The following is an 18,983-nucleotide window of genomic DNA, read 5'->3' on the forward strand; positions in this document are numbered from 1 at the left end:
GTCCACCCACTTAAACGCAAGAGCCTCGCAGACCATAAGGAATGGCTGCGAGGCTACTTAGAATAATGGGTCGTGATCAGGCCTGCGGCTTCGGGTTCACGCGAACAAAGCCCTTCGAACTGGTCTCCCAATTCCTCAGCATCTGCTTCGCCAGACCACTATCGGATAGTTGAACATGCTCTTCGATGAGCGCCTTCAACGATTCCTGCGAGGCCGCATCAACTGCGCTAAACACCTCAGGATCAACGAACTCAGGGTGAAATCTCGACTTAGACACGAAGCTTCCATCCGCGTCGTAAACCCAAGCCACGCCACCGGTCATTCCGGCACCAAAGTTCAATCCGGTCTTGCCCAGCACGACGACAGCACCACCTGTCATGTACTCGCAGCCATGGTCGCCAACGCCTTCGACGACTGCGGTTGCGCCGGAGTTCCGCACCGCGAACCGCTCGCCGGCGCGACCTGCTGCAAACAGTCTGCCCGAAGTCGCGCCGTAGAGCGCAACGTTGCCGAGAATCACATGCTGTCCGCTGTCTTTGGCTGCCAGACCGCGCGGCTTGATGATCAGCTCGCCGCCCGAAAGTCCCTTTCCGACAAAGTCGTTTGCCTGACCATCGAGAATCAGCTTCATTCCCTCGGCCGCAAATGCTCCGAACGACTGTCCGGCGGTGCCGTGCAGATGGAACGTGACATCTGCATGCAGATCGCCTTGAGCGCGGCGCAGCGCCAACTCGCCGGAGAGCCGGGTTCCCACAGCGCGGTCGCAGTTGGCGATCGCTGACTCAACGATGTAGGGTTTCCCTGCCTCGACCGCCTCGAGAGCCGGAGCAAGCCACTGCTCATCGATCGGAGGCTTCGGAAGCGGCTGATCGTTGCGCGCACCCATCCAGCGGCGGGGACCTTCGCCGACTTTGGCGAGCATCGGCGCCAGATCGAGGTTGCCATCAAATCTGACCTGTTCCAACAGGTCCGAACGTCCGACCGCAGCATCAAGCGAAGGCAGACCGTAGCGGGCGAGCAGATGCTGCAGGTCCGCCGAGAGCTGCTCGAAGAACCGCACCACGTGCTCCGGCTTGCCGCGGAACTTGGCGCGCAGCTCCGGCTTCTGGGTGGCGATGCCCGTCGGACATGTATTCAGGTGGCACTGACGCGCCATATCGCAGCCAAGAACGACGAGCACCGCGGTTCCGAAAGCGAACTCGTCGGCGCCGAGCAGAGCCGCGACCAGAACGTCGCGCGCCGTGGCCAGCCCCCCGTCGGTACGCAGACGGACGCGTTCCCGCATGCCGTTCTGCATCAGCACCTGCTGCGCCTCGGCCAGGCCGAGCTCCCATGGATTGCCTGCGTACTTGATGCTCGACAGTGCTGCCGCACCGGTTCCACCGGTATTGCCGGCGATGACGACGTAGTCGGCATAAGCCTTCGCGACGCCCGCCGCAACCGTACCCACACCGCAGCCGGAGACGAGCTTTACTCCAACCGCAGCCTTCGGGTTCACGCGCTTCAGGTCGTAGATGAGCTGCGCGAGATCTTCGATCGAGTAGATGTCGTGGTGCGGCGGCGGCGAGATGAGCGAGACACCGGGCTGCGCATGGCGCAAACGAGCGATCAGCCCGCTGACCTTGTGCCCAGGAAGCTGTCCGCCCTCGCCGGGCTTGGCTCCCTGCGCGACCTTGATCTCGATCTCCTCCGCGTGCGACAGGTACTCGGCGGTGACGCCGAAGCGGCCAGAGGCGATCTGCTTGATCTTGTTGTTGAGCGAGACGTGAACCGCAGGAGCCTCGACCACCGGCTCAGCCACCGCCACGCCACCCTCTGCGTGCACCGCGGCCGCCGTGCCATCCGAAGCAGGCAGCATCTCCGCATCCGCAGGATGGACACGATAGACGGCGGAGTCCTCGCCACCCTCGCCGGTGTTGGAGCGTGCGCCGAGCATGTTCATCGCAGCAGTAATGGTCTGGTGCGCCTCCGGGCTGAGCGACCCAAGCGACATGGCGCTGGCGACAAAGCGCTTCGTCAGGCTCGATGGGCTCTCGACCTCATCGAGCGGAAGCTCGGCTCCGGCAGGACGGATCTCGAGCAGATCGCGCAGAACGGCCGGATCTCGCGCAATGACGTCGCGGGTGAAGATCGCAAACGCGCCAGCGGGATCGGTCGGCTGGGGCACGTTGCGCGCGCTGCCCACGACCGACTGCAGGGCCTTGACGGTCGGCGGCTGCCAGGCGTGGGGCTCGGCCACATCGGCCTTACGAAAGCGCACCCAGCCGTAGTCCGGCAGGTCGGCGGCCGCGGTTGACTCGCCGGCCTGCCAGGTCCAGCGAAGCTGGCGCTCGACCTCAGCGAAGCCGATTCCCGACAGAGGCGCAGGCGTGTCCGCGAAGCAGCGGGTCACGACGCTCGAGTGTAGGCCCAGAATGTCGAAGAGGCGCGCGCCGCGATAGCTATCGACGACGGAGATGCCCATCTTCGACATCACCTTCGCGAGGCCGGCGTCAAGCGACTTGAGCATCTTCTTCTCGGCTGCCTCAGGCTCTGTTCCGGCAGGCGCGAGGCTGCGGCTCGTCTCAAGCGCAAGCCAGGGGCAGACCGCGCCGGCACCGTAGCCGATCAGCACGGCAGCGTGGTGGATGTCGCGGCAGTCACCTGCTTCCACGGCGAGGCCGGCGAGTGTGCGCAGGCCTGCGGACACGAGTGCCTGGTGGACCGCGCCGGTCGCCATGGCCATCGGTACTGGAAGCTTCTCCGAGTTCGCGGAGCGGTCGGTGAGCAGCAGAATTCGCGCGCCATTTCGCACCAGCTCGATCGCCTTCATGCTCAGGTCGTCGAGCGCCTGGACGAGCGAGGTCTCCTGCGAAAAGACGCAGGGAAGCTCGGCGAGGCGCAGCCCGTTCGCGTGCGGATACTGACGGCCACGCAGCGCTTCAACCTGCCCCAGAGACAGGAACGGTGAAGGCAGCGAGACGCCGGGCAGCGGAGCGTTCTTGTCGAGCATGTGGGGCCAGGGGCCGAGGCGCGTGTGCAGCGAAACCACGATCGACTCGCGCAGGGAGTCGATCGGCGGATTCGTTACCTGGGCAAAGCGCTGGCGGAAGTAGGCGTAGGCCGGCCGCGGCGTACGTGCCAGAAAGGCGAGCGGCGTGTCGTCGCCCATCGACCAGACTGCATCCTTGCCCTCTGAGGCCATGGGCTGCAAGATCATCTTCACGTCTTCGCGGGTGTACCCGAAGCCTTTCTGCAGAGCAGTGAGGGTAGCGGAGTCGCCGATGGAGGGAACATCCACGGGAACGAGCGTCGCGTCTTCGACGAGCTTCGCGTAGGTCGCTCCGGCGTCGAACAGCTCGAGCAGCTCTTCGTCTTCGTAGACCTTCTTCTTCTCAAGATCGACGACCAGCATCTGCCCAGGGCCGAGGCGGCCGCTGTGAGTTACCTCATTCGGATCGAGATCGACCAGGCCGGCTTCGGAACCGGCAACGACCAGGCCCGACTTCGTGATGGCGAACCGGCAGGGGCGCAGGCCGTTGCGGTCAAGCACGGCGCCGACGAGGCTTCCGTTGGCAAAGGCGATCGCCGCCGGGCCGTCCCACGGCTCAGCGCAGTCGGAGTGATAGCGTAGAAACGATGAGGTGTGTCCGGATGCCGCAGCAGGCGGCAGAAGCATGCGCATGGCTTCAGCGAGCGTGCGTCCGTTCTGCGAGATCAGTTCAACAGCTTCGTCAAGGCTCGTGGAGTCGGTTCCGCCCTGGGTCAGGACAGGCTTGCACTCCACCGGAAGCGTGGAGTCGCGCGCAGCCATACGCGCGCGATTGCCCCACACTGTGTTGATCTCGCCGTTGTGACCAAGGGTGCGGCCGGGTTGGGCGCGATGCCATGTGGGAAGCGTATTTGTGGCGTATCGCTGATGAAAGACCGCGAACGGTGTGACGAATTCAGAAGAGGCGAGATCCGGATAGAAGGCCGCAAGGTCCTGGCCGGTACACATCGCCTTGTAAACGATGGTCTGGGTTGACATGGAACAGACGTACCCAGTGACGTCCCCGCGCTCGTGGGCGCGCTCGAACTGTTTGCGTGCAAGGTAAAGCCGTCGCTCCATCGTTCCGGGCTCGGCGTTGTCTGCATCGACGACCAGAACCTGCCGAATCTTCGGCATGGTCGCAAGCGCCATCTCGCCGAGATACTCGGTCTTGACCGGGACATCGCGCCACGCAAGCACGTTCAGATCGTGCGAGAGCAGACAGCGCTCCAGAAGGCCTGCGGCGCGAGTCTCCTCATTGGGGATGAAGACCATTCCGACACCGAGGGTCTTGTCTGCGGGAACCGCGATATTCGTGGATTGGATCAGCAGATTGCGCGGAACGGCCGCAAGCACGCCGACACCGTCGCTGCTCTTGCCATCCGCCGCAGTGGCGCCGCGGTGCGCAAGTCGTCCAAGGGCAGTAAGGGCCTGTTCGAGAATCTCGTGGGAGGGGGAAGCATCGACCGTCGCGACAAACCCGACCCCGCAGGAGTCATGGTCGAAGCGCTCATCGAGCAGAGATGGAGCGGACGAAAATGCAGATCCAGCAACAGGGACGAGGGCGCAATACCGTTCCATGATTCAATATACGTCCGGCGACCGATGAATTCACCGGAAATACCTTTCCGTCAAGGTTGGGAAAGCGCTCGTCGGAGAGCGCCTTTGCATAAATATACACCACAATGTATATTTATGCAAAGCCTCGAAAGGCGGATTGCCCGCGCCGGTGTAAAACGGCATCCGGCTAGGGCGGCAAAAACATACTCATGAAACAACAACGTCATACCATAATTCGAGAGCTTCTCGGGAAGGGACCGATAGCAAGCCAGGAAGAACTACGGCGAAAACTTGCGGGGCGTGGCTTCCATGTTACACAAGCAACGCTCTCTCGTGACATTCATGAACTCAGATTGTCAAAAGGTCCGGATGGATACTCGCTTTCAAACGGCGGAAATCATGAAGACGACTCCCTGCCGGGGATTCACGAGGTGCTTGAGAGCTTTGGCCTTGAGGTGCGACAGGCGGCTAATTTGCTGGTAGTGATTACGACGACAGGCGGGGCTCAGCCGATCGCCGCAGGCATCGACTACGAGGACTGGCCCGAGGTGGTCGGGACGATCGCGGGAGACGACACGGTTTTGATGATCTGCCCCGACGCGGAGCAGGCAACGCAACTTAAGACACGAATCGAAGGGTACTTTCGCTAACGTGGAGATATCGCACACATCAGCAGAGGTTCGCAGTGAAGGAGTCAACGCGGAGGCGTCACATCAGCCCAAGGTGGCTGTCGCTGGCGTGAGCGGCTACGCCGGCGGGGAGCTTGCGCGGCTCCTGCTGCGTCATCCGGGCCTGGCTGGAGCGGCGCCATTGTTTCTGGGCCGCGCAGGCGAGACGGCAGCTTGCGCCCCGACGACGATCGAGGCCTTACACCCGCAGCTTGCGATGATCGGCGCAAACAGATCGCACAAAGTCGAGCCGTTTCATTGGGACCGCATCTTCGGCGCCGGCATCGAGATTCTTTTTATGGCGACGCCCCATGAGCAGTCGCGCGAGTGGGCTCCGCAGGCGATCGAGCGCGGCATCCGCGTGATCGATCTGAGCGGCGCATGGCGTCTTGCGGACGACCGGAATCGCGAAGTTTATAAGCTGCACGATGCGAACCCCATTCTAGCCGCCGAGCTTCAAAAGGAGGCCGTCTACGGCTGCCCGGAGCTGCATCGCGACGAGATTCGCTCCGCACGCCTGGTCGCAAATCCCGGTTGCTACTCCACATCGATCATTCTCGCGCTGGCCCCGCTGGTGCGAGCCGGCGTGGTCGATGTCGAATACGGCATCGTCTGCGATGCGAAGTCCGGAGTGAGCGGCGCAGGCAAAGCTCCTACCTCGAAGACTCACTTCATGTATGCAGCCGACAATCTTTCTGCCTATTCCGTCTTCGGACATCGCCACACGGGCGAGTTGCTAGAGCAGCTGCATTTAAGCGCGGATCAGATTCAGTTCACGCCGCACCTGCTTCCCATCCCGCGCGGTATTCTTTCGACGATCTACCTACGGTTGAAGCAGCCAATGCCGCCATCTGAGATCGGCTCCCTCTTGGGCCAGTTCTACAAGAGCAGCCCACTGGTGCGGCTGCACACCACACCGCAGTTGCCGCAGATTCAGCACATCGTCAGGACAAACTTCTGCGATCTGGGCTTTGCGCTTGCAGAGGATGGAAGGAAGCTGATCGTCGTCTCCTGCCTGGACAATCTTCTGAAGGGTGCAGCGGGTCAGGCGGTACAGAACATGAACCTGATGTGCGGATGGAAGGAAGAGGAGGGCTTGCTGTGAGATTTGTTGTGAAACTGGGCGGGGCCGGCCTTGAGAACCCGAAGCTGCTGCACGCCTGCGGCAAGGCCATCGCCGAGCTGGTGGCTGATGGCAACCAGGTCGCCGTTGTCCACGGCGGCGGCCTGCAGCTGACGCGCACGCTGGAACAGCTGGGTAAGAAAAGCGAGTTCATCTCCGGCCTGCGTGTGACCGATGCCGAGACCCGCGACGCCGCGCTGATGGTCCTTGCCGGCCGCGTGAACAAGTCGCTGGTGGCGGCGCTCGGAACGCATGGGCAGGCTGCGGTCGGACTGTCGGGTGGCGATGGACACGTCTTTCGCGCGCGCAAGAAGAAGACGAACCCGGACCTGGGATTCGTCGGCGAGATTGCTGCCACCGACCCGCGCTGGCTCGAAGCCATCTGGACAATGGGAGCGGTTCCCGTCATCTCGTCGATCGCGCTCGGCTTCGACGGCGAGTACTACAATATCAATGCCGACGAGATGGCCGCTGCCTGCGCCATCTCCACCAAGGCCGATGCGCTGGTCTTTTTGACGGATGTACCCGGAGTCAAAGGAGCCGACGGTGCTGTGATGCGCTGGTTGACACTCGCGCAGATTCCCTCGCTTGAAAAGCAGAAGGTGATCTCTGGCGGTATGCTGCCCAAACTGAATGCGTGCCGGGAGGCGCTCTTGCATGGCGTCAAACGTGTGCGCATCCTGCCTGCGGAGGCTGCGGCGCTGCTGCCCGATCTCTGCTCGACTCGAGTCAACGACGGAACGGAGGTCATGGTCGCATGAACCTGGCATCGATTCAGGCTGCGGAGAATAAGCTGTTGCTCAACACCTACGAGCGGAACCCCTACCTTTTCGTAAGCGGAAAAGGAGTCTACCTCCGTGACGAAAACGGAATTCACTACCTAGATCTGCTGAGTGGCATCGGCGTCTCTGCGCTTGGCTACGGCCATCCCGCCGTCGAGCAGGCGATCGCACATCAGAGCTCGCGCCTGCTCCATACCTCGAACCTCTTCTTCCATGAGGGCACGGCCAACCTCGCGCTCCGCCTGACGGAGATCAGCGGCATGGACCGCGTCTTCTTCTGCAACAGCGGAACCGAAGCGTGGGAGGCAGCCCTGAAACTCGCCCGCGCTCACGCCGAGAAGGCTCGCGAGAACGGCAAGCGTATCGGAACAAAGTTCCTCGCGATGGAACACAGCTTCCACGGCCGCACGATGGGTTCGGTCGCGACGACGCACAAGGAGAAGTACCGTCTTCCGTTTGCTCCTGTAATGCCGGGCGTCGAGTTCGTGCGGTTCAACGACGTCGCCGACCTGCGCGCGAAGTTCACCGAGGATGTCTGCGGCATCTGCATCGAGCCGATCCAGGGCGAGGGCGGGATTCATCTCGTCTCGAAGGCGTTCTTCGCCACGGCGCGCGAATTGTGCTCTTCGACCGGCGCTCTTCTTCTGGCCGACGAAATTCAGAGCGGCCTGGGTCGCACCGGGAAGTGGTTCGCCTACCAGCACTATGGCATCCAACCTGACGTGACGACACTGGCCAAACCCATCGCCAACGGCATTCCCATGGGAGCTATGCTGTGCACGGAGAGCGCGGCCTCCGCGTTTACCCCAGGAATGCACGGAACGACCTTCGGCGGCGGCCCCCTGGCCTGCGCAGTCGCCATTACCGTCATCGACACGATGCAGCGCGAGAACGTACTTGCAAACATCGAGGAAGTCGGCGGATTCTTCAAATCAGAACTTGAGGGCCTGAAGGCAAAGCACGAGTGCGTCACCGACGTTCGCGGCATGGGCCTGATGCTTGGTCTTGAACTAAACTCGGCCGACCTCGCGAAGCGTATCGCGGCGCAGATGATGGAGCGCCGCATCATTATCAACCGAACGAGTGAAACAGTCCTTCGCTTCCTGCCTCCTTACATTCTCGAGCGGAAGCATGTTGAGACCGCCATCAGCGCACTGGATGAGCTGCTGAAGGCAAATACGGAATTCGCCGGCGCAGCGCCGGCCGGAGAAGAACTACATGGATAGCAAAACAGTGATCATGAATTCGAAGTCGCCAGAAGCATCCGGGGAAGAGAGCCTGCGCAAACCCGCGATCGCCATGGGCATCCAGTCGGATACTGCTTTTAACGAGGCGACAAAACGCCTGTGCGGGCGCGACCTGTGCTCCATCAGCGACCTCACCGTACAGGAGATGGCCGCGATCATGGAGCTCGGCCACGCGGTGAAGAACCACCCTGAGGACTTCCGTCATGCACTCGACGCGCGACAGATGGTCATGTTCTTCGAGAAGGCCTCGCTGCGGACTCGCCTGACCTTTGAGGCTGCCATCAACACACTTGGCGGAAACGCAATCTTCGTAGACCAGACGCAGTCGCCCCTTGGCGAGCGGGAGTCGCTGGCCGACATGGCGCGAAATCTTGAGCGCTGGATGAGTGTGATCGTGCTCCGCACCTACTCGCATGAGACCATCACTGAGATGGCGGCATGCTCGCGGGTCCCCGTCATCAACGCGCTGTCAGACCTCGAGCATCCCTGCCAGGCGATCGCGGACTTCCTCACCCTTGAGGAGCGCTTCGGCTCGGCTGAAGGTTTGCGGTTCGCTTACGTCGGCGACGGCAACAACGTCTGCCACTCGCTGATGCTGACCGCCGCACAGCTTGGCGCTCACTGCACCATCGCTTCGCCGAAGGGCTTCGCTCCGAAGCTTGAGATCATTCACAAGGCGATCGAGATCGCAGAGACGACGGGCGGAAGCATCACGCTGCTGCATGATCCCATCAAAGCCGTGACCGGAGCAGACGCCGTCTACACCGACGTCTGCACAAGCATGGGCTTCGAGCACGAGGCCACTAAGCGCGCTCCAATCTTCAAGCCTTACCAGGTCAACGAGGCCTTGATGGCTAACGCGCAGCCCGATGCCGTCTTCATGCACTGCCTTCCCGCTCATCGCAACGCGGAGGTGACCGATGCAGTACTCGATGGCCCGCAGTCGATCGTCTTCGACCAGGCGGAGAACCGCATGCACGCGCAGAAGGCGCTTTTGCTGATGCTACTCGGAGGGGCGAAGAGAATCTCCAGTGCCCGCGGCCGCGGGACGCAGGCGCGCAAGCGTCCGTCTCTGGCCTGATCGGTCACATCACTATCCGGAAGGAGTTGGCAAGTGAGCAAGATGTGGTCGGGACGGTTTCGCGAACCGCTGGATCCCGCGTTTGAATCCTGGCAGCGTTCGTTTCCCTTCGATGTGCGGCTGCTTCCGCAGGAAGTGGCCGCGTCGAAGGCGCACGCACGCGCCATCGCTGCGGCGGGAATCCTGTCCGCAACCGAGCTCGCGACGATGCTCGACGGGCTCGACCGTGTGATTCCGTTCGCTCTCGAAGAAGCGTCGAAGTCTCTGGGTGGAGACGCCGCCTGGGGCAGCTCGACAGCGAGCGCCGTTCTCGCGGCCGCGCCAGCGATCGTCGCGCTCCATCCGGAAGCCGAGGACATCCATCACTTCGTCGAGCTCATGCTGACAAAGATCATCGGTGAACTCGCTCTAAAACTGCACACGGGACGAAGCCGTAACGAACAGATCGCGACCGACATGCGGTTGTTCGTGCGCGACGCGATCGATCAGACACTGCGCGGGCTTCTCTCTTGGCGCGGGGCCCTTGTCGACCAGGCGCGTGCAGCAGGCGAAACCGTAATGCCTTCTTACACCCACCTGCAGCGAGCGGAGCCGGTGCTGGTGGCACACTGGCTGCTGGCATACGTCTCTATGCTCGAGCGCGACTTCAGCCGACTTGAAGACTGTCGTGCGCGGCTCAACGTCTGCCCTCTGGGTTCGGGCGCAATCGCAGGTGCGACGCTCGCGCTCGACCGGACGATTGCCGCCGAAGCCCTCGGCTTTGACGTCCCGACGGCGAACAGCATGGATGCGACCAGCGACCGCGACTTTGCGCTCGACTTCACCCAGGCACTCGCCACGCTTGGCCTTCACATCTCACGGTTCGCCGAGGAGCTTACGCTGCACTCGACCGCGGAGTTCGGCTTCCTCGATCTCCCGGAACGCTTCTCGACAGGATCGAGCGCGATGCCGCAGAAGAAGAATCCTGATCTAACGGAGCTGATCCGCGGCAAGGCAGGCCGACTGCAAGGCGCCGCCGTAACCCTGGCGACGATCGTCAAGGGACTTCCTCTCGCCTACAACAAGGACCTGCAGGAAGGCCAGGAGCCGGTCTTCGATGCAGCCGACACCATCAGCGGAATTCTATCGGTGCTCCCGGAGTTCACCCGCGCCCTGCACTTCCGCGCGGACGCGATGCAGGCAGCTGCGGAGAAGGGCTACCTGAACGCGATGGCGGCGGCAACCTATCTCACCCACAAGGGAGTTCCCTTCCGCAAGGCCCACGAAAAGATTGGCCAGGCGGTCCGCCTCGGGCTCGAGACGGGGCGTGAGCTGGGCGAGTTATCGCTCGAAGAGCTGCGCAGCTTCGGCGAAGAGTTCGGTGCCGGCTTCTTCGACGCGATCACCCTCGAAGCTACGCTCGACTGCCACGACGTGATCGGTGGAACTGCGCGCGGACGTGTACGGGATGCCATAGAAGACGCCTCACGGCGAATTGCGTCCGACACGGCCTCGATTGCATCCAAAAAGTCTGCGAAACTTGGCTTGGAGCGCAACGCACTTGTCTAACTCATCCCTGATGCCTGTCAGCGAATCGACCTCGTCTTCGCGCCCCCGCGTAGGCGGTGCAACGGTACGCAAGGCGAAGCTTCCGGATGCGGTCAACATCTTCGAGCTAGTCAACTCGCTCTCGGGCGATGGCACGTTGTTGCGGCGAAGCTATGCAGAAATATGCGAAAACGTTCGCGACTTCACCGTGGCTGAGAGCGAGAGCGGTGTCTTTCTCGGCTGCGGAGCCCTGCACCTCTACGGCCCACACCTCGCAGAGGTTCGCTCCATCGTCGTAAAGCCCGAAGCCAAAGGCCAGGGCGCAGGTGGCAAGCTGCTGCGCGCCCTTCTGGATGAGGCGGAGGACCAGGGCGTAACCTCGGTCTGCCTGTTTACACGCATCCCTGACTTCTTCTTCCACTTCGGCTTCCGGGTCGTCGACAGGACAGTACTGCCCGACAAAATCTACAAAGACTGCCAGACCTGTCCGCGGCTCTACGCCTGCGACGAAGTCGCAATGGTGCGCGGGCCGGTCCCGAAGGTTGCAGTGTTAGGGCCAAGCAAGTTTCCTGCACCGGAGTTGGTGAAGCTCCAGGCCGGTTCCCTAACCTCAACCCCCGCGAAGTAATTATTCCCATCCCATTCTGCTTTATCTACGGCGGTAATCGTTCGTCCTCACCTGAATTTGCTCCTTGCGGTCCTTAGCTGGCGCATACTGATAACAGAGCAGCAAGGAGCATGCCGAGTGGACGCACTCACGCTTCATCGGATTCATTTTGCATTCACCATCACGTATCACTACCTCTTTCCTCAGCTGACGATGGGCCTTGCGCTGCTGATCGTTGCGTTGAAGACCGTCGCCCTTCGCACAACGGATCCGGGAAAGCAGGAGCTCTATGACACGGCGGCGCGGTTCTGGGCGCGCATCTTTGCAGTGAACTTTGTGCTCGGTGTCGTGACGGGAATTCCGATGGAGTTTCAGTTCGGCACCAACTGGTCGGAGTTTTCGCGGCGCACGGGCGGCGTAATCGGGCAGCCGCTGGCGATGGAGGGAGTTTTTTCCTTCTTCCTTGAGAGCGCGTTCCTGGGACTGCTGCTCTTCGGCGAGAAAAGACTCTCGCGCAAACTCCACTGGTTCGCCGCGTTCATGGTGTGGCTCGGATCCTGGATCTCCGGCTTCTTCATCATCGTGACCGATGCGTGGATGCAGCATCCGGTGGCGTATCAAGTGATGCCGAACGGGACCTATGATGTAACCAGCTTCTGGGGCCTGTTGATGAATCCGTGGGCGTGGCTGCAGTACGCGCACAACATGTCGGGCGCGGTCGTTACAGGCGCGTTTGTCATGGCGGCAACTGGAGCTCTCTATCTGCTGCAGCACAGGTTTGAGGAGTATGGGCGAGTCTTCGTGAAAGTCGGCGTGATTGCAGGTGTCGCCTCATGCGTGGCTCAGATATTTCCAACGGGCGATCTGCATGGCAAGTATCTAGCGAGGCATCAGCCGGCTGCGATGGCGGGGATGGAAGGTCTGTTTCATACGACTCCGGGCGCGCCAGTGGTGCTGATGGGGCAGCCCGATGTTGAGACTGGGACGATCGCGAATCCTCTTGCCGTAAACGACGTGCTGAGTTTTCTGATCTATGGAACGACAAAGGCGGAGGTGACTGGCCTGGATCAGTTTCCGCGCGATCAGTGGCCGACGGCCCTGCCGCTGCTCTTCTACAGCTACCACATCATGGCCGGCCTGGGGACTTACTTCGCGTTGTTGACGACCGTCGCGGCGTTTCTATTGTGGCGCAACAAGCTGTATTCAACGCGGTGGATTCTGTGGCCCTTGCTGCTAAGCTTTCCCCTGCCGTACATCGCGAACACCGCGGGATGGATGACTGCGGAGTTGGGCCGGCAGCCGTGGCTGGTCTATGGACTGATGCGGACCTCAGAGGGCTATTCGAAGCATGTTGGGCCAGAGACGAGCCTGTTCACGCTGCTGGGATTTCTTGGGATGTACTCGGTGCTTTCGATCCTTTGGATCGTGATGGTGTACTCGGCGATCCAGAAGGGGCCAAGAGCTCCAGTGGTCGACGAAGGCCATGATGCGCACACACTGACGACTGCGTGAGGAGACGGTATGGGGACGTTGTGGTTCTGGATCGTGGCGGCAATGCTAACCGTGTACGTCGTGCTCGATGGCTTCGACCTCGGTGTTGGAATCGTATATCTGTTCGTCGCGCGCACCGAGCAAGAGCGGCTCCAGGCGATGCACGCGATCGGACCCGTGTGGGACGGCAACGAGGTATGGCTGATCGCCGGTGGCGGCACGCTCTTCTTCGCGTTTCCCCTACTGTATGCGTCATCGTTCAGCGGCTTCTACCTGCCGCTGACTATCGTGCTGTGGCTGCTGATGATGCGTGGCCTGAGCATCGAGTTGCGCGCGCATGCACACGACAAGGTGTTCATGACGCTGTTCGATGCGACGTTCTCTCTTTCCAGCGCAGTACTTGCCGTGTTCTTCGGGGCCGCGCTGGCGAATGTGATTCGCGGGGTGCCGTTGGGCGCGGACGACTACTTCTTCCTCCCATTGTGGACTGACTGGAGGACGGGCCCCAATCCGGGGATTCTGGACTGGTATACCGTGCTGGGAGGAGTGCTTGCCCTACTGGCCCTGGCCCAACATGGATTGCTCTATCTCGCACTGAAGACGGCGGGGGAACTCAACGCCCGCGCGAAGATCTGGGCGCGCCGTCTGTGGCCGATAGTCACGCTAGTGACGGCAGTGAGTGTACCGGCGACCATTCTTGCCCGGCCTGGTTCGCTGGTGCGCTATACCGAACATTGGGCGGCGTGGCTGGCTCCGCTAATGGTCCTGGTGAGCTTGTTCGTCATTGCGACAGCACTACGAAACGATCGTGAATGGAAGGCGTTTCTGGCATCGTGTACATATCTGGCGTCTATGCTCGTCGGCGCAGCGGCGGGGCTGTATCCGGTTCTACTGCCTACAGTAGGGACTGGCGGGCACGACATCACGATCGAGCGCGCGCTTGCGGGACCGCACACGGTACGCGTCGGGTTGGTGTGGTGGACGTTCGGGCTCACGCTGGCGCTGATCTACACCATCACCGTCTACTGGCTGTTTCGCGGCAAGGTTCCGGAGCACGCCGAAGGCTACAGCCACTAGTGAGCTTCACCAGGCGTGCTGGAACCCATCGCGTTCCGTGAGTCGGACCTCGGTATGGAAGAGGTCGCCTAGGCGCTGCTCGGTGAGAAGCTGAGATCTGGGGCCATCGGCGACGATGCGGCCGTCTCTCATCATCAGGATGCGGTCAATCTCGGGGATGATGTCGGAGACGTGGTGGGTGATGAGCAGAATACCGGTTCCCTGCTGTGCGAGACGGCGGAGCAGGTTGCGTAGCTCGGCCTGAGCGGCGAGGTCGAGAGCGTTCGAGGGCTCGTCGAGCAGGAGCATCTGTGAGGACGCAACGAGAGCGCGGCCAATCATGATGCGCCGTTGTTGCCCGGCAGACATATGTCCGATGAGCGTGTCGCGAAGCGGCTCGGCGTCGATCAGCGCGAGAATCTCGTCGGTGCGGGCGCACATCTCGTCGGTGACCGTGAGATTGGGCCAGAGGGTGGAACTGGAGAAGAAGCCGGTGAGGACAGCGTCGCGACCGGTGGTGGTGAGGGTGTGACGGCCGGGCGGCTCAGGTGAGACTACGCCGAGGCGCTTCTTCAGCTCGGTGAGATCCCAGCGGCTGCGGCCGAAGATGCGGACCTCAGTCTCGGGTTGCGCGAGGGGATAACACTCGCAGGTGATGGTCTTGATGAGCGTGGATTTGCCGCAGCCGTTCGGGCCGAGGATGGCGATGTGCTCGCCGGCGTTGACCGTGAGGTTGATGTCGTGGAGGACGATGGTTTCGCCGCGGGCAACGTTGACATGAGAGAGGCGCAGGAAGGGCTCGGTTGGAAGCTGGGCCATGACGTAAGGATAATCGCTTGAGACGAGTTCACGTGTGCAGGCATCGAATGGCTAACGACGGAGGATCGATGCCGCTGAGTACATCGACGAACATATCCACAAGCGACGAGGTAATTGCGTACGTGCTGCTGCGCGTTGTCGCCGGCGTGAATCTGCTGATGCACGGAGTGAGCCGTCTGCTTGCAGGAAAGGACGCGTTCTCTGCTCACTTGGCGGAACAGTTCGCGCATTCGCCGCTTTCGCAGCCGCTTGTCCATGCGTTCGGAACGGCGCTTCCCGCAATCGAGGGATTGATCGGACTTCTACTACTGATCGGGCTGAAGACGCGCTGGGCCCTGGTTGCTGCGTCATTGCTGATGGCGGTGCTGACGTTCGGGTCGTCCCTGGTGCAGGACTGGGCGGCCGCGGGAACGCAGCTGATTTACGCGCTGGTGTTTGCCGTGTTGATGTTCTTGCGACGATATAACGGATGGTCGCTGGATGGACGCGTTTGCTAATGAGGGCAGCCGGGGCGCCTGCAGCTAGACTTGGGGCGGAGGTTCTATGACCGACGCCGCCCTCGACATACGTCCCGGACGTTCTGCTGCCTACCCTGCCGGTCCACCCTTTCTCACACGTCTGCTTCGTGGAAGACTATTTCGATTGAACGCGATTGAAGGATTGCGCGAGGCTGCCACGCAGTATGGCGATCTCGTCCACTCGAGAATCTTCGGCCGTCACATCTATCAGCTCAATCATCCTGCGCTGATCGAGGACTTTCTAATCCGGGACGCCTCGAAGCATCATCGCGGCCTGGTTATGCAGCGGGCCCGGGCTGTACTGGGTGAGGGCCTGTTGACGAGCGAGGAGCCGCTGCATATGCGGCAGAGGCGGCTGGCGCAGCCGGCGTTCCTTCGCCAGCGCATCGCGGCGTACGGCGAGGTGATTGGACGGAACAGCCTGGCGATCTCGCAGAACTGGCAGTCGGGCGCGGTGCGCGATGTTCACGAGGACATGCTCGAGCTTGCGCTCCGCATCGTGGGCAAGTGCCTGTTCGACGTGGACGTGCAGTCGCGCCGCGAGATTATGACCGTGTCGGCTGCGGTGGACGCGTTCATGGAATTCCTTCCGATTGCGATTCTGCCGTTCTCCGAGCAGATTCAGCGGCTGCCGCTGCCAGTGATGAAGCGAATCCACAAGGGGCAGGCGGACATGGATGCGATCATCTATGCGATGATCGGCGAGCGTCGGCAGTCGCCGGGCGATCGCGGGGACCTGCTCTCGATGCTGCTGGAGGCGGTGGACAGCGAGGACCCGTCGGCTCGCATGACGGACGAGCAGGTTCGCGACGAGTGCCTGACGATCATGCTGGCCGGGCACGAGACGACGGCCAACGCGCTGAGCTTCGCGCTGTGGCTGCTGGCGAAGCATCCTGAGATTCAGCAACGCGTGAACGATGAGGCGTCGAGCGTGCTTGGTTCGCGCGCCGCAGCCGCGGACGACTACGGGCGGCTGAGCTACACGACGCAGGTGTTCTCTGAGACGATGCGGCTGTATCCGCCGGTCTGGGCGATTGCGCGGAGCTGTGTGCAGCCTTACGAGATTGCGGGATATCCCATCGCGCGTGGGGCGATTGTGATCGCGCCGCAGTATGTGGTGCACCGCGATGCTCGTTTCTATCCTGATCCGCTGCGCTTCGATCCGGAGCGGTTCGCGGCGGAGAAGAAGGACAGGCCGCGGTTCGCGTTTTTTCCGTTCGGCGCGGGCAGCCGGCAGTGCATCGGAGAGGGGCTGGCGTGGATGGAGGGAGTTCTGGCGCTGGCCACGATGGTGCGTGACTGGCGCTTCAGCCTCCCTCCAGACGGAGCCGGTGAGGTTGAGTTGCAGCCGGCGATCAGCCTGCGGCCGAAGCATGGCGTTCGGCTGCTGGTGGAGCGGCGCGTTTAGAAACTACATCCCTTTGAGGACGGAGCCGATGACGCCTCCGAGGACGCCACCTTCCGTGGTTTGCTGGACGCGCTCGACCTTCATGTACTCCTGGAGTTGGTGGGCGAGGCGCTGGATGGGCAGGGTCTGGAGCCAGACGCGGCCGGGGCCTGTGAGCGCGGCGAGGAAGATGCCGTCGCCGCCGAAGATCATGTTGCGGATGCCAGGGACGCGCTGAATCTGGAAGGAGACGTTGGCGTGGAAGGCTCCGACGTGGCCGGGGTGGACCCGGAGGGTCTCGCCGGGGGCGAGATCCTTGACGATGACCTCGCCGGAGAGCTCGAGCCAGGCCATTCCCTCGCCCGAGACCTTCTGGAGGAGGAAGCCGTCGCCGCCGAAGATTCCTGCCCCGAGGGACTGCTGGAATCCGACGCCGAGGACGATTCCGGCGGTGGCGCAGAGGAAGCCGTGGCGGTGAACCATGTACTCGTGTCCGCTGGCGACCTCGATGGGGACGATGTGCCCGGGGACGCGGGTGGCGAAGGCGACGGTTCCGGGGGCGCCGTAGGCCCGGTACTCGGTCATGAAGAGGGTTCCGCCGCCGGCGACGCGCTTGAGGACGCCGAGGAGGCCGCCACCGCCGCCGTGCTGGGTGTGGGTGGTCATCTGGATAGACTGGCTCATCCAGGAGAGCTCACCGGCCTCGGAGATGACGGCGTCGTTGTGATCGAGTGCGAACTCGAGGACGGGCATGGTGGTTCCGAGGATGCGATGCTGCATGGATTCTCCTTGCTGACGTAGGCGAGTATACCGTACCCCCTCCCCACCAAAAGTATGCAAAGTCTTCGAAAGAGAGACTTTAGGTTGGTACTTCGGTTTTGAGGGGCCTTTTAAAGGCGGAAGCCCGGCGGTGGCCGGGCTTTTCTTTACTCCTGATCTAAGAGTAACAGGCGGTGTCAAGAGTTCGGGTGTGGAAATGTGGCTGGCGGGCTGGATTGGCGCGGGTATGGGGCGATGGCTCGACTGCAATGGCTCGGGGCGGCTCGTCACTTTTACAAACCGCAGATCCTTCGACTTCGCGGCTCGCTGGCGCGAGCTGCTTCGCTCAGGATGACACTTGAAAGAAGGATGTGCTTCGATCTGGGTTGCGTTTGATGGTCGGAACGGCGTCTGATTTCGGCATGGGCCTTGAAGAGCGGCGGGAGGCATTCGGGAGGAAGATGGCCGCGAGCGCGGACGCGGGGGAGGAGAGTGCGATTGCGAGGGTGTTTGCCTCGACGCCGCGTGAGGCGTTTTTGGGGCCGCCGCCGTGGAGGATCTTCGGGGAGCGGGAGGACGGGGGCGAGATGATCGACGACCCTGTGCTGCTGTACCAGGATGTTCTGGTTCAGCTGAAGGGGGAGGCGGCGATCAATAACGGCCAGCCGAGTCTTCATGCGATCTGCCTGGCGGCCTTGCATATGAGACCCGTGGAGACCGCGGTGCATGTAGGAGCGGGGACGGGATACTACACATCGATGCTGGCGCAGCTGGTGGGGCCGGAGGGGCGGGTGGAGGCCTACGAGATCGAGGCGGATCTGGCGTGGAGGGCGGCGGAGAATCTGCGCAGGATGCCGTGGGTGAGGGTGCATGCGGGGTCGGGAACGGTGGGGCCGCTACCGGAGTGCGATGCGCTGTATGTGAGCGCGGGAGCAACGGCTCCGCTGGAAGTGTGGCTGGATGCGCTGAAGCCAGGAGGGAGGCTGCTGTTTCCGCTGACTCCGGATGAGGGTGCCGGGGCGATGCTGCTGGTGACACGGCTGCCGGAGGGATATGCAGCGAGATTTCTGTGCGGGGCGAAGTTTGTGGGCTGCGTGGGGGCTCGGGAGGCGTGGGCAGAGAGGAGGTTGGCGGAGTGTTTTCGCAGGGGATACGCCGGACGGGTGCGGTCGTTGTGGCGGGATGATGAGCCAGATGAGACGGCGTGGTGCGTGGGGGATGGATGGTGGCTTTCGGCGCGGCAGGTGGGGGCGTGATGGTGCGCTTCGCGCAATGGCAGTTGATGAGTTGATGCAATGAAACCGCATTTCGGCTGTCACCGCTCAATCGGGTGGTGGACTGGGATTTG

Annotated in this window: 15 protein-coding genes; 12 read left to right on the plus strand and 3 right to left on the minus strand. The window is 62.2% G+C overall.

Going from position 1 to position 18,983, the window contains the following annotated elements; all coding sequences use genetic code 11:
- Positions 1–76: 76 nt before the first annotated feature.
- Positions 77–4,591 (minus strand): glutamate synthase-related protein, encoded by a 4,515-nt coding sequence (locus Q363_RS34295; protein WP_035359517.1) that lies wholly within the window; start codon positions 4,589–4,591, stop codon positions 77–79.
- A gap of 188 nt (positions 4,592–4,779) precedes the next feature.
- Between Q363_RS34295 and Q363_RS34300 the strand changes: the two genes are divergently transcribed.
- The 9 genes from Q363_RS34300 to cydB all read left to right on the plus strand — a co-directional run bounded on the left by Q363_RS34300 (position 4,780) and on the right by cydB (position 14,173).
- Positions 4,780–5,220 carry an arginine repressor gene (locus tag Q363_RS34300; RefSeq protein ID WP_035359519.1) on the plus strand — a complete coding sequence of 147 codons (441 nt, stop codon included), beginning with the start codon at positions 4,780–4,782 and terminating at the stop codon, positions 5,218–5,220.
- A 7-nt stretch (positions 5,221–5,227) separates the two neighbouring features.
- Positions 5,228–6,343 (plus strand): N-acetyl-gamma-glutamyl-phosphate reductase, encoded by a 1,116-nt coding sequence (argC, locus tag Q363_RS34305; protein WP_084081054.1) that lies wholly within the window; start codon positions 5,228–5,230, stop codon positions 6,341–6,343.
- Positions 6,340–7,122: an acetylglutamate kinase gene (gene argB, locus Q363_RS34310; protein WP_035359521.1), complete on the plus strand. Its 783-nt coding sequence runs from the start codon at positions 6,340–6,342 to the stop codon at positions 7,120–7,122. Before argC ends, argB begins: the two co-directional genes overlap by 4 nt.
- The gene (locus tag Q363_RS34315) at positions 7,119–8,369 is read left to right on the plus strand and encodes an aspartate aminotransferase family protein (RefSeq protein WP_035359522.1); all 1,251 of its coding nucleotides are present in this window, start codon (positions 7,119–7,121) and stop codon (positions 8,367–8,369) included. Before argB ends, Q363_RS34315 begins: the two co-directional genes overlap by 4 nt.
- Positions 8,362–9,471: an ornithine carbamoyltransferase gene (gene argF / locus Q363_RS34320; RefSeq protein ID WP_035359524.1), complete on the plus strand. Its 1,110-nt coding sequence runs from the start codon at positions 8,362–8,364 to the stop codon at positions 9,469–9,471. The genes Q363_RS34315 and argF overlap by 8 nt, the downstream gene beginning before the upstream one ends.
- A 42-nt stretch (positions 9,472–9,513) precedes the next feature.
- Positions 9,514–11,019, plus strand: coding sequence for an argininosuccinate lyase (gene argH, locus Q363_RS34325; RefSeq protein ID WP_035359644.1), 1,506 nt, complete (start codon positions 9,514–9,516; stop codon positions 11,017–11,019).
- Between the two features lie 10 nt (positions 11,020–11,029).
- On the plus strand, positions 11,030–11,626 hold the full coding sequence (locus Q363_RS34330) for an N-acetyltransferase (RefSeq protein ID WP_051979741.1): 597 nt from the start codon (positions 11,030–11,032) through the stop codon (positions 11,624–11,626).
- Between the two features lie 117 nt (positions 11,627–11,743).
- Positions 11,744–13,117 (plus strand): cytochrome ubiquinol oxidase subunit I, encoded by a 1,374-nt coding sequence (locus Q363_RS34335; protein ID WP_051979742.1) that lies wholly within the window; start codon positions 11,744–11,746, stop codon positions 13,115–13,117.
- Between the two features lie 9 nt (positions 13,118–13,126).
- Entirely contained in the window at positions 13,127–14,173 is a 1,047-nt protein-coding gene (gene cydB, locus Q363_RS34340; RefSeq protein WP_035359526.1) for a cytochrome d ubiquinol oxidase subunit II, read from the plus strand.
- 6 nt (positions 14,174–14,179) lie between these two features.
- Here cydB and Q363_RS34345 read toward each other — a convergent pair whose 3' ends face one another.
- Positions 14,180–14,971 (minus strand): ABC transporter ATP-binding protein, encoded by a 792-nt coding sequence (locus Q363_RS34345; RefSeq protein WP_035359528.1) that lies wholly within the window; start codon positions 14,969–14,971, stop codon positions 14,180–14,182.
- 47 nt (positions 14,972–15,018) lie between these two features.
- On the opposite strand from Q363_RS34345, the gene Q363_RS34350 reads away from it, so the two are divergent.
- Positions 15,019–15,468: a MauE/DoxX family redox-associated membrane protein gene (locus tag Q363_RS34350; RefSeq protein WP_084081044.1), complete on the plus strand. Its 450-nt coding sequence runs from the start codon at positions 15,019–15,021 to the stop codon at positions 15,466–15,468.
- A 46-nt stretch (positions 15,469–15,514) separates the two neighbouring features.
- Positions 15,515–16,897, plus strand: coding sequence for a cytochrome P450 (locus Q363_RS34355; protein ID WP_035359531.1), 1,383 nt, complete (start codon positions 15,515–15,517; stop codon positions 16,895–16,897).
- Between the two features lie 3 nt (positions 16,898–16,900).
- Here the strand turns inward: Q363_RS34355 and Q363_RS34360 are convergent, their stop codons facing one another.
- A complete protein-coding gene (locus tag Q363_RS34360; RefSeq protein ID WP_035359533.1) occupies positions 16,901–17,656 on the minus strand; it encodes a TIGR00266 family protein in 756 nt (251 codons plus the stop codon).
- A gap of 374 nt (positions 17,657–18,030) precedes the next feature.
- Here Q363_RS34360 and Q363_RS34365 point away from each other — a divergent pair, with 374 nt between their 5' ends.
- The gene (locus Q363_RS34365) at positions 18,031–18,891 is read left to right on the plus strand and encodes a protein-L-isoaspartate O-methyltransferase family protein (protein WP_245632667.1); all 861 of its coding nucleotides are present in this window, start codon (positions 18,031–18,033) and stop codon (positions 18,889–18,891) included.
- Positions 18,892–18,983 lie beyond the last annotated feature (92 nt).

This window comes from Edaphobacter aggregans DSM 19364 (assembly GCF_000745965.1).
GTDB lineage: Bacteria > Acidobacteriota > Terriglobia > Terriglobales > Acidobacteriaceae > Edaphobacter > Edaphobacter aggregans.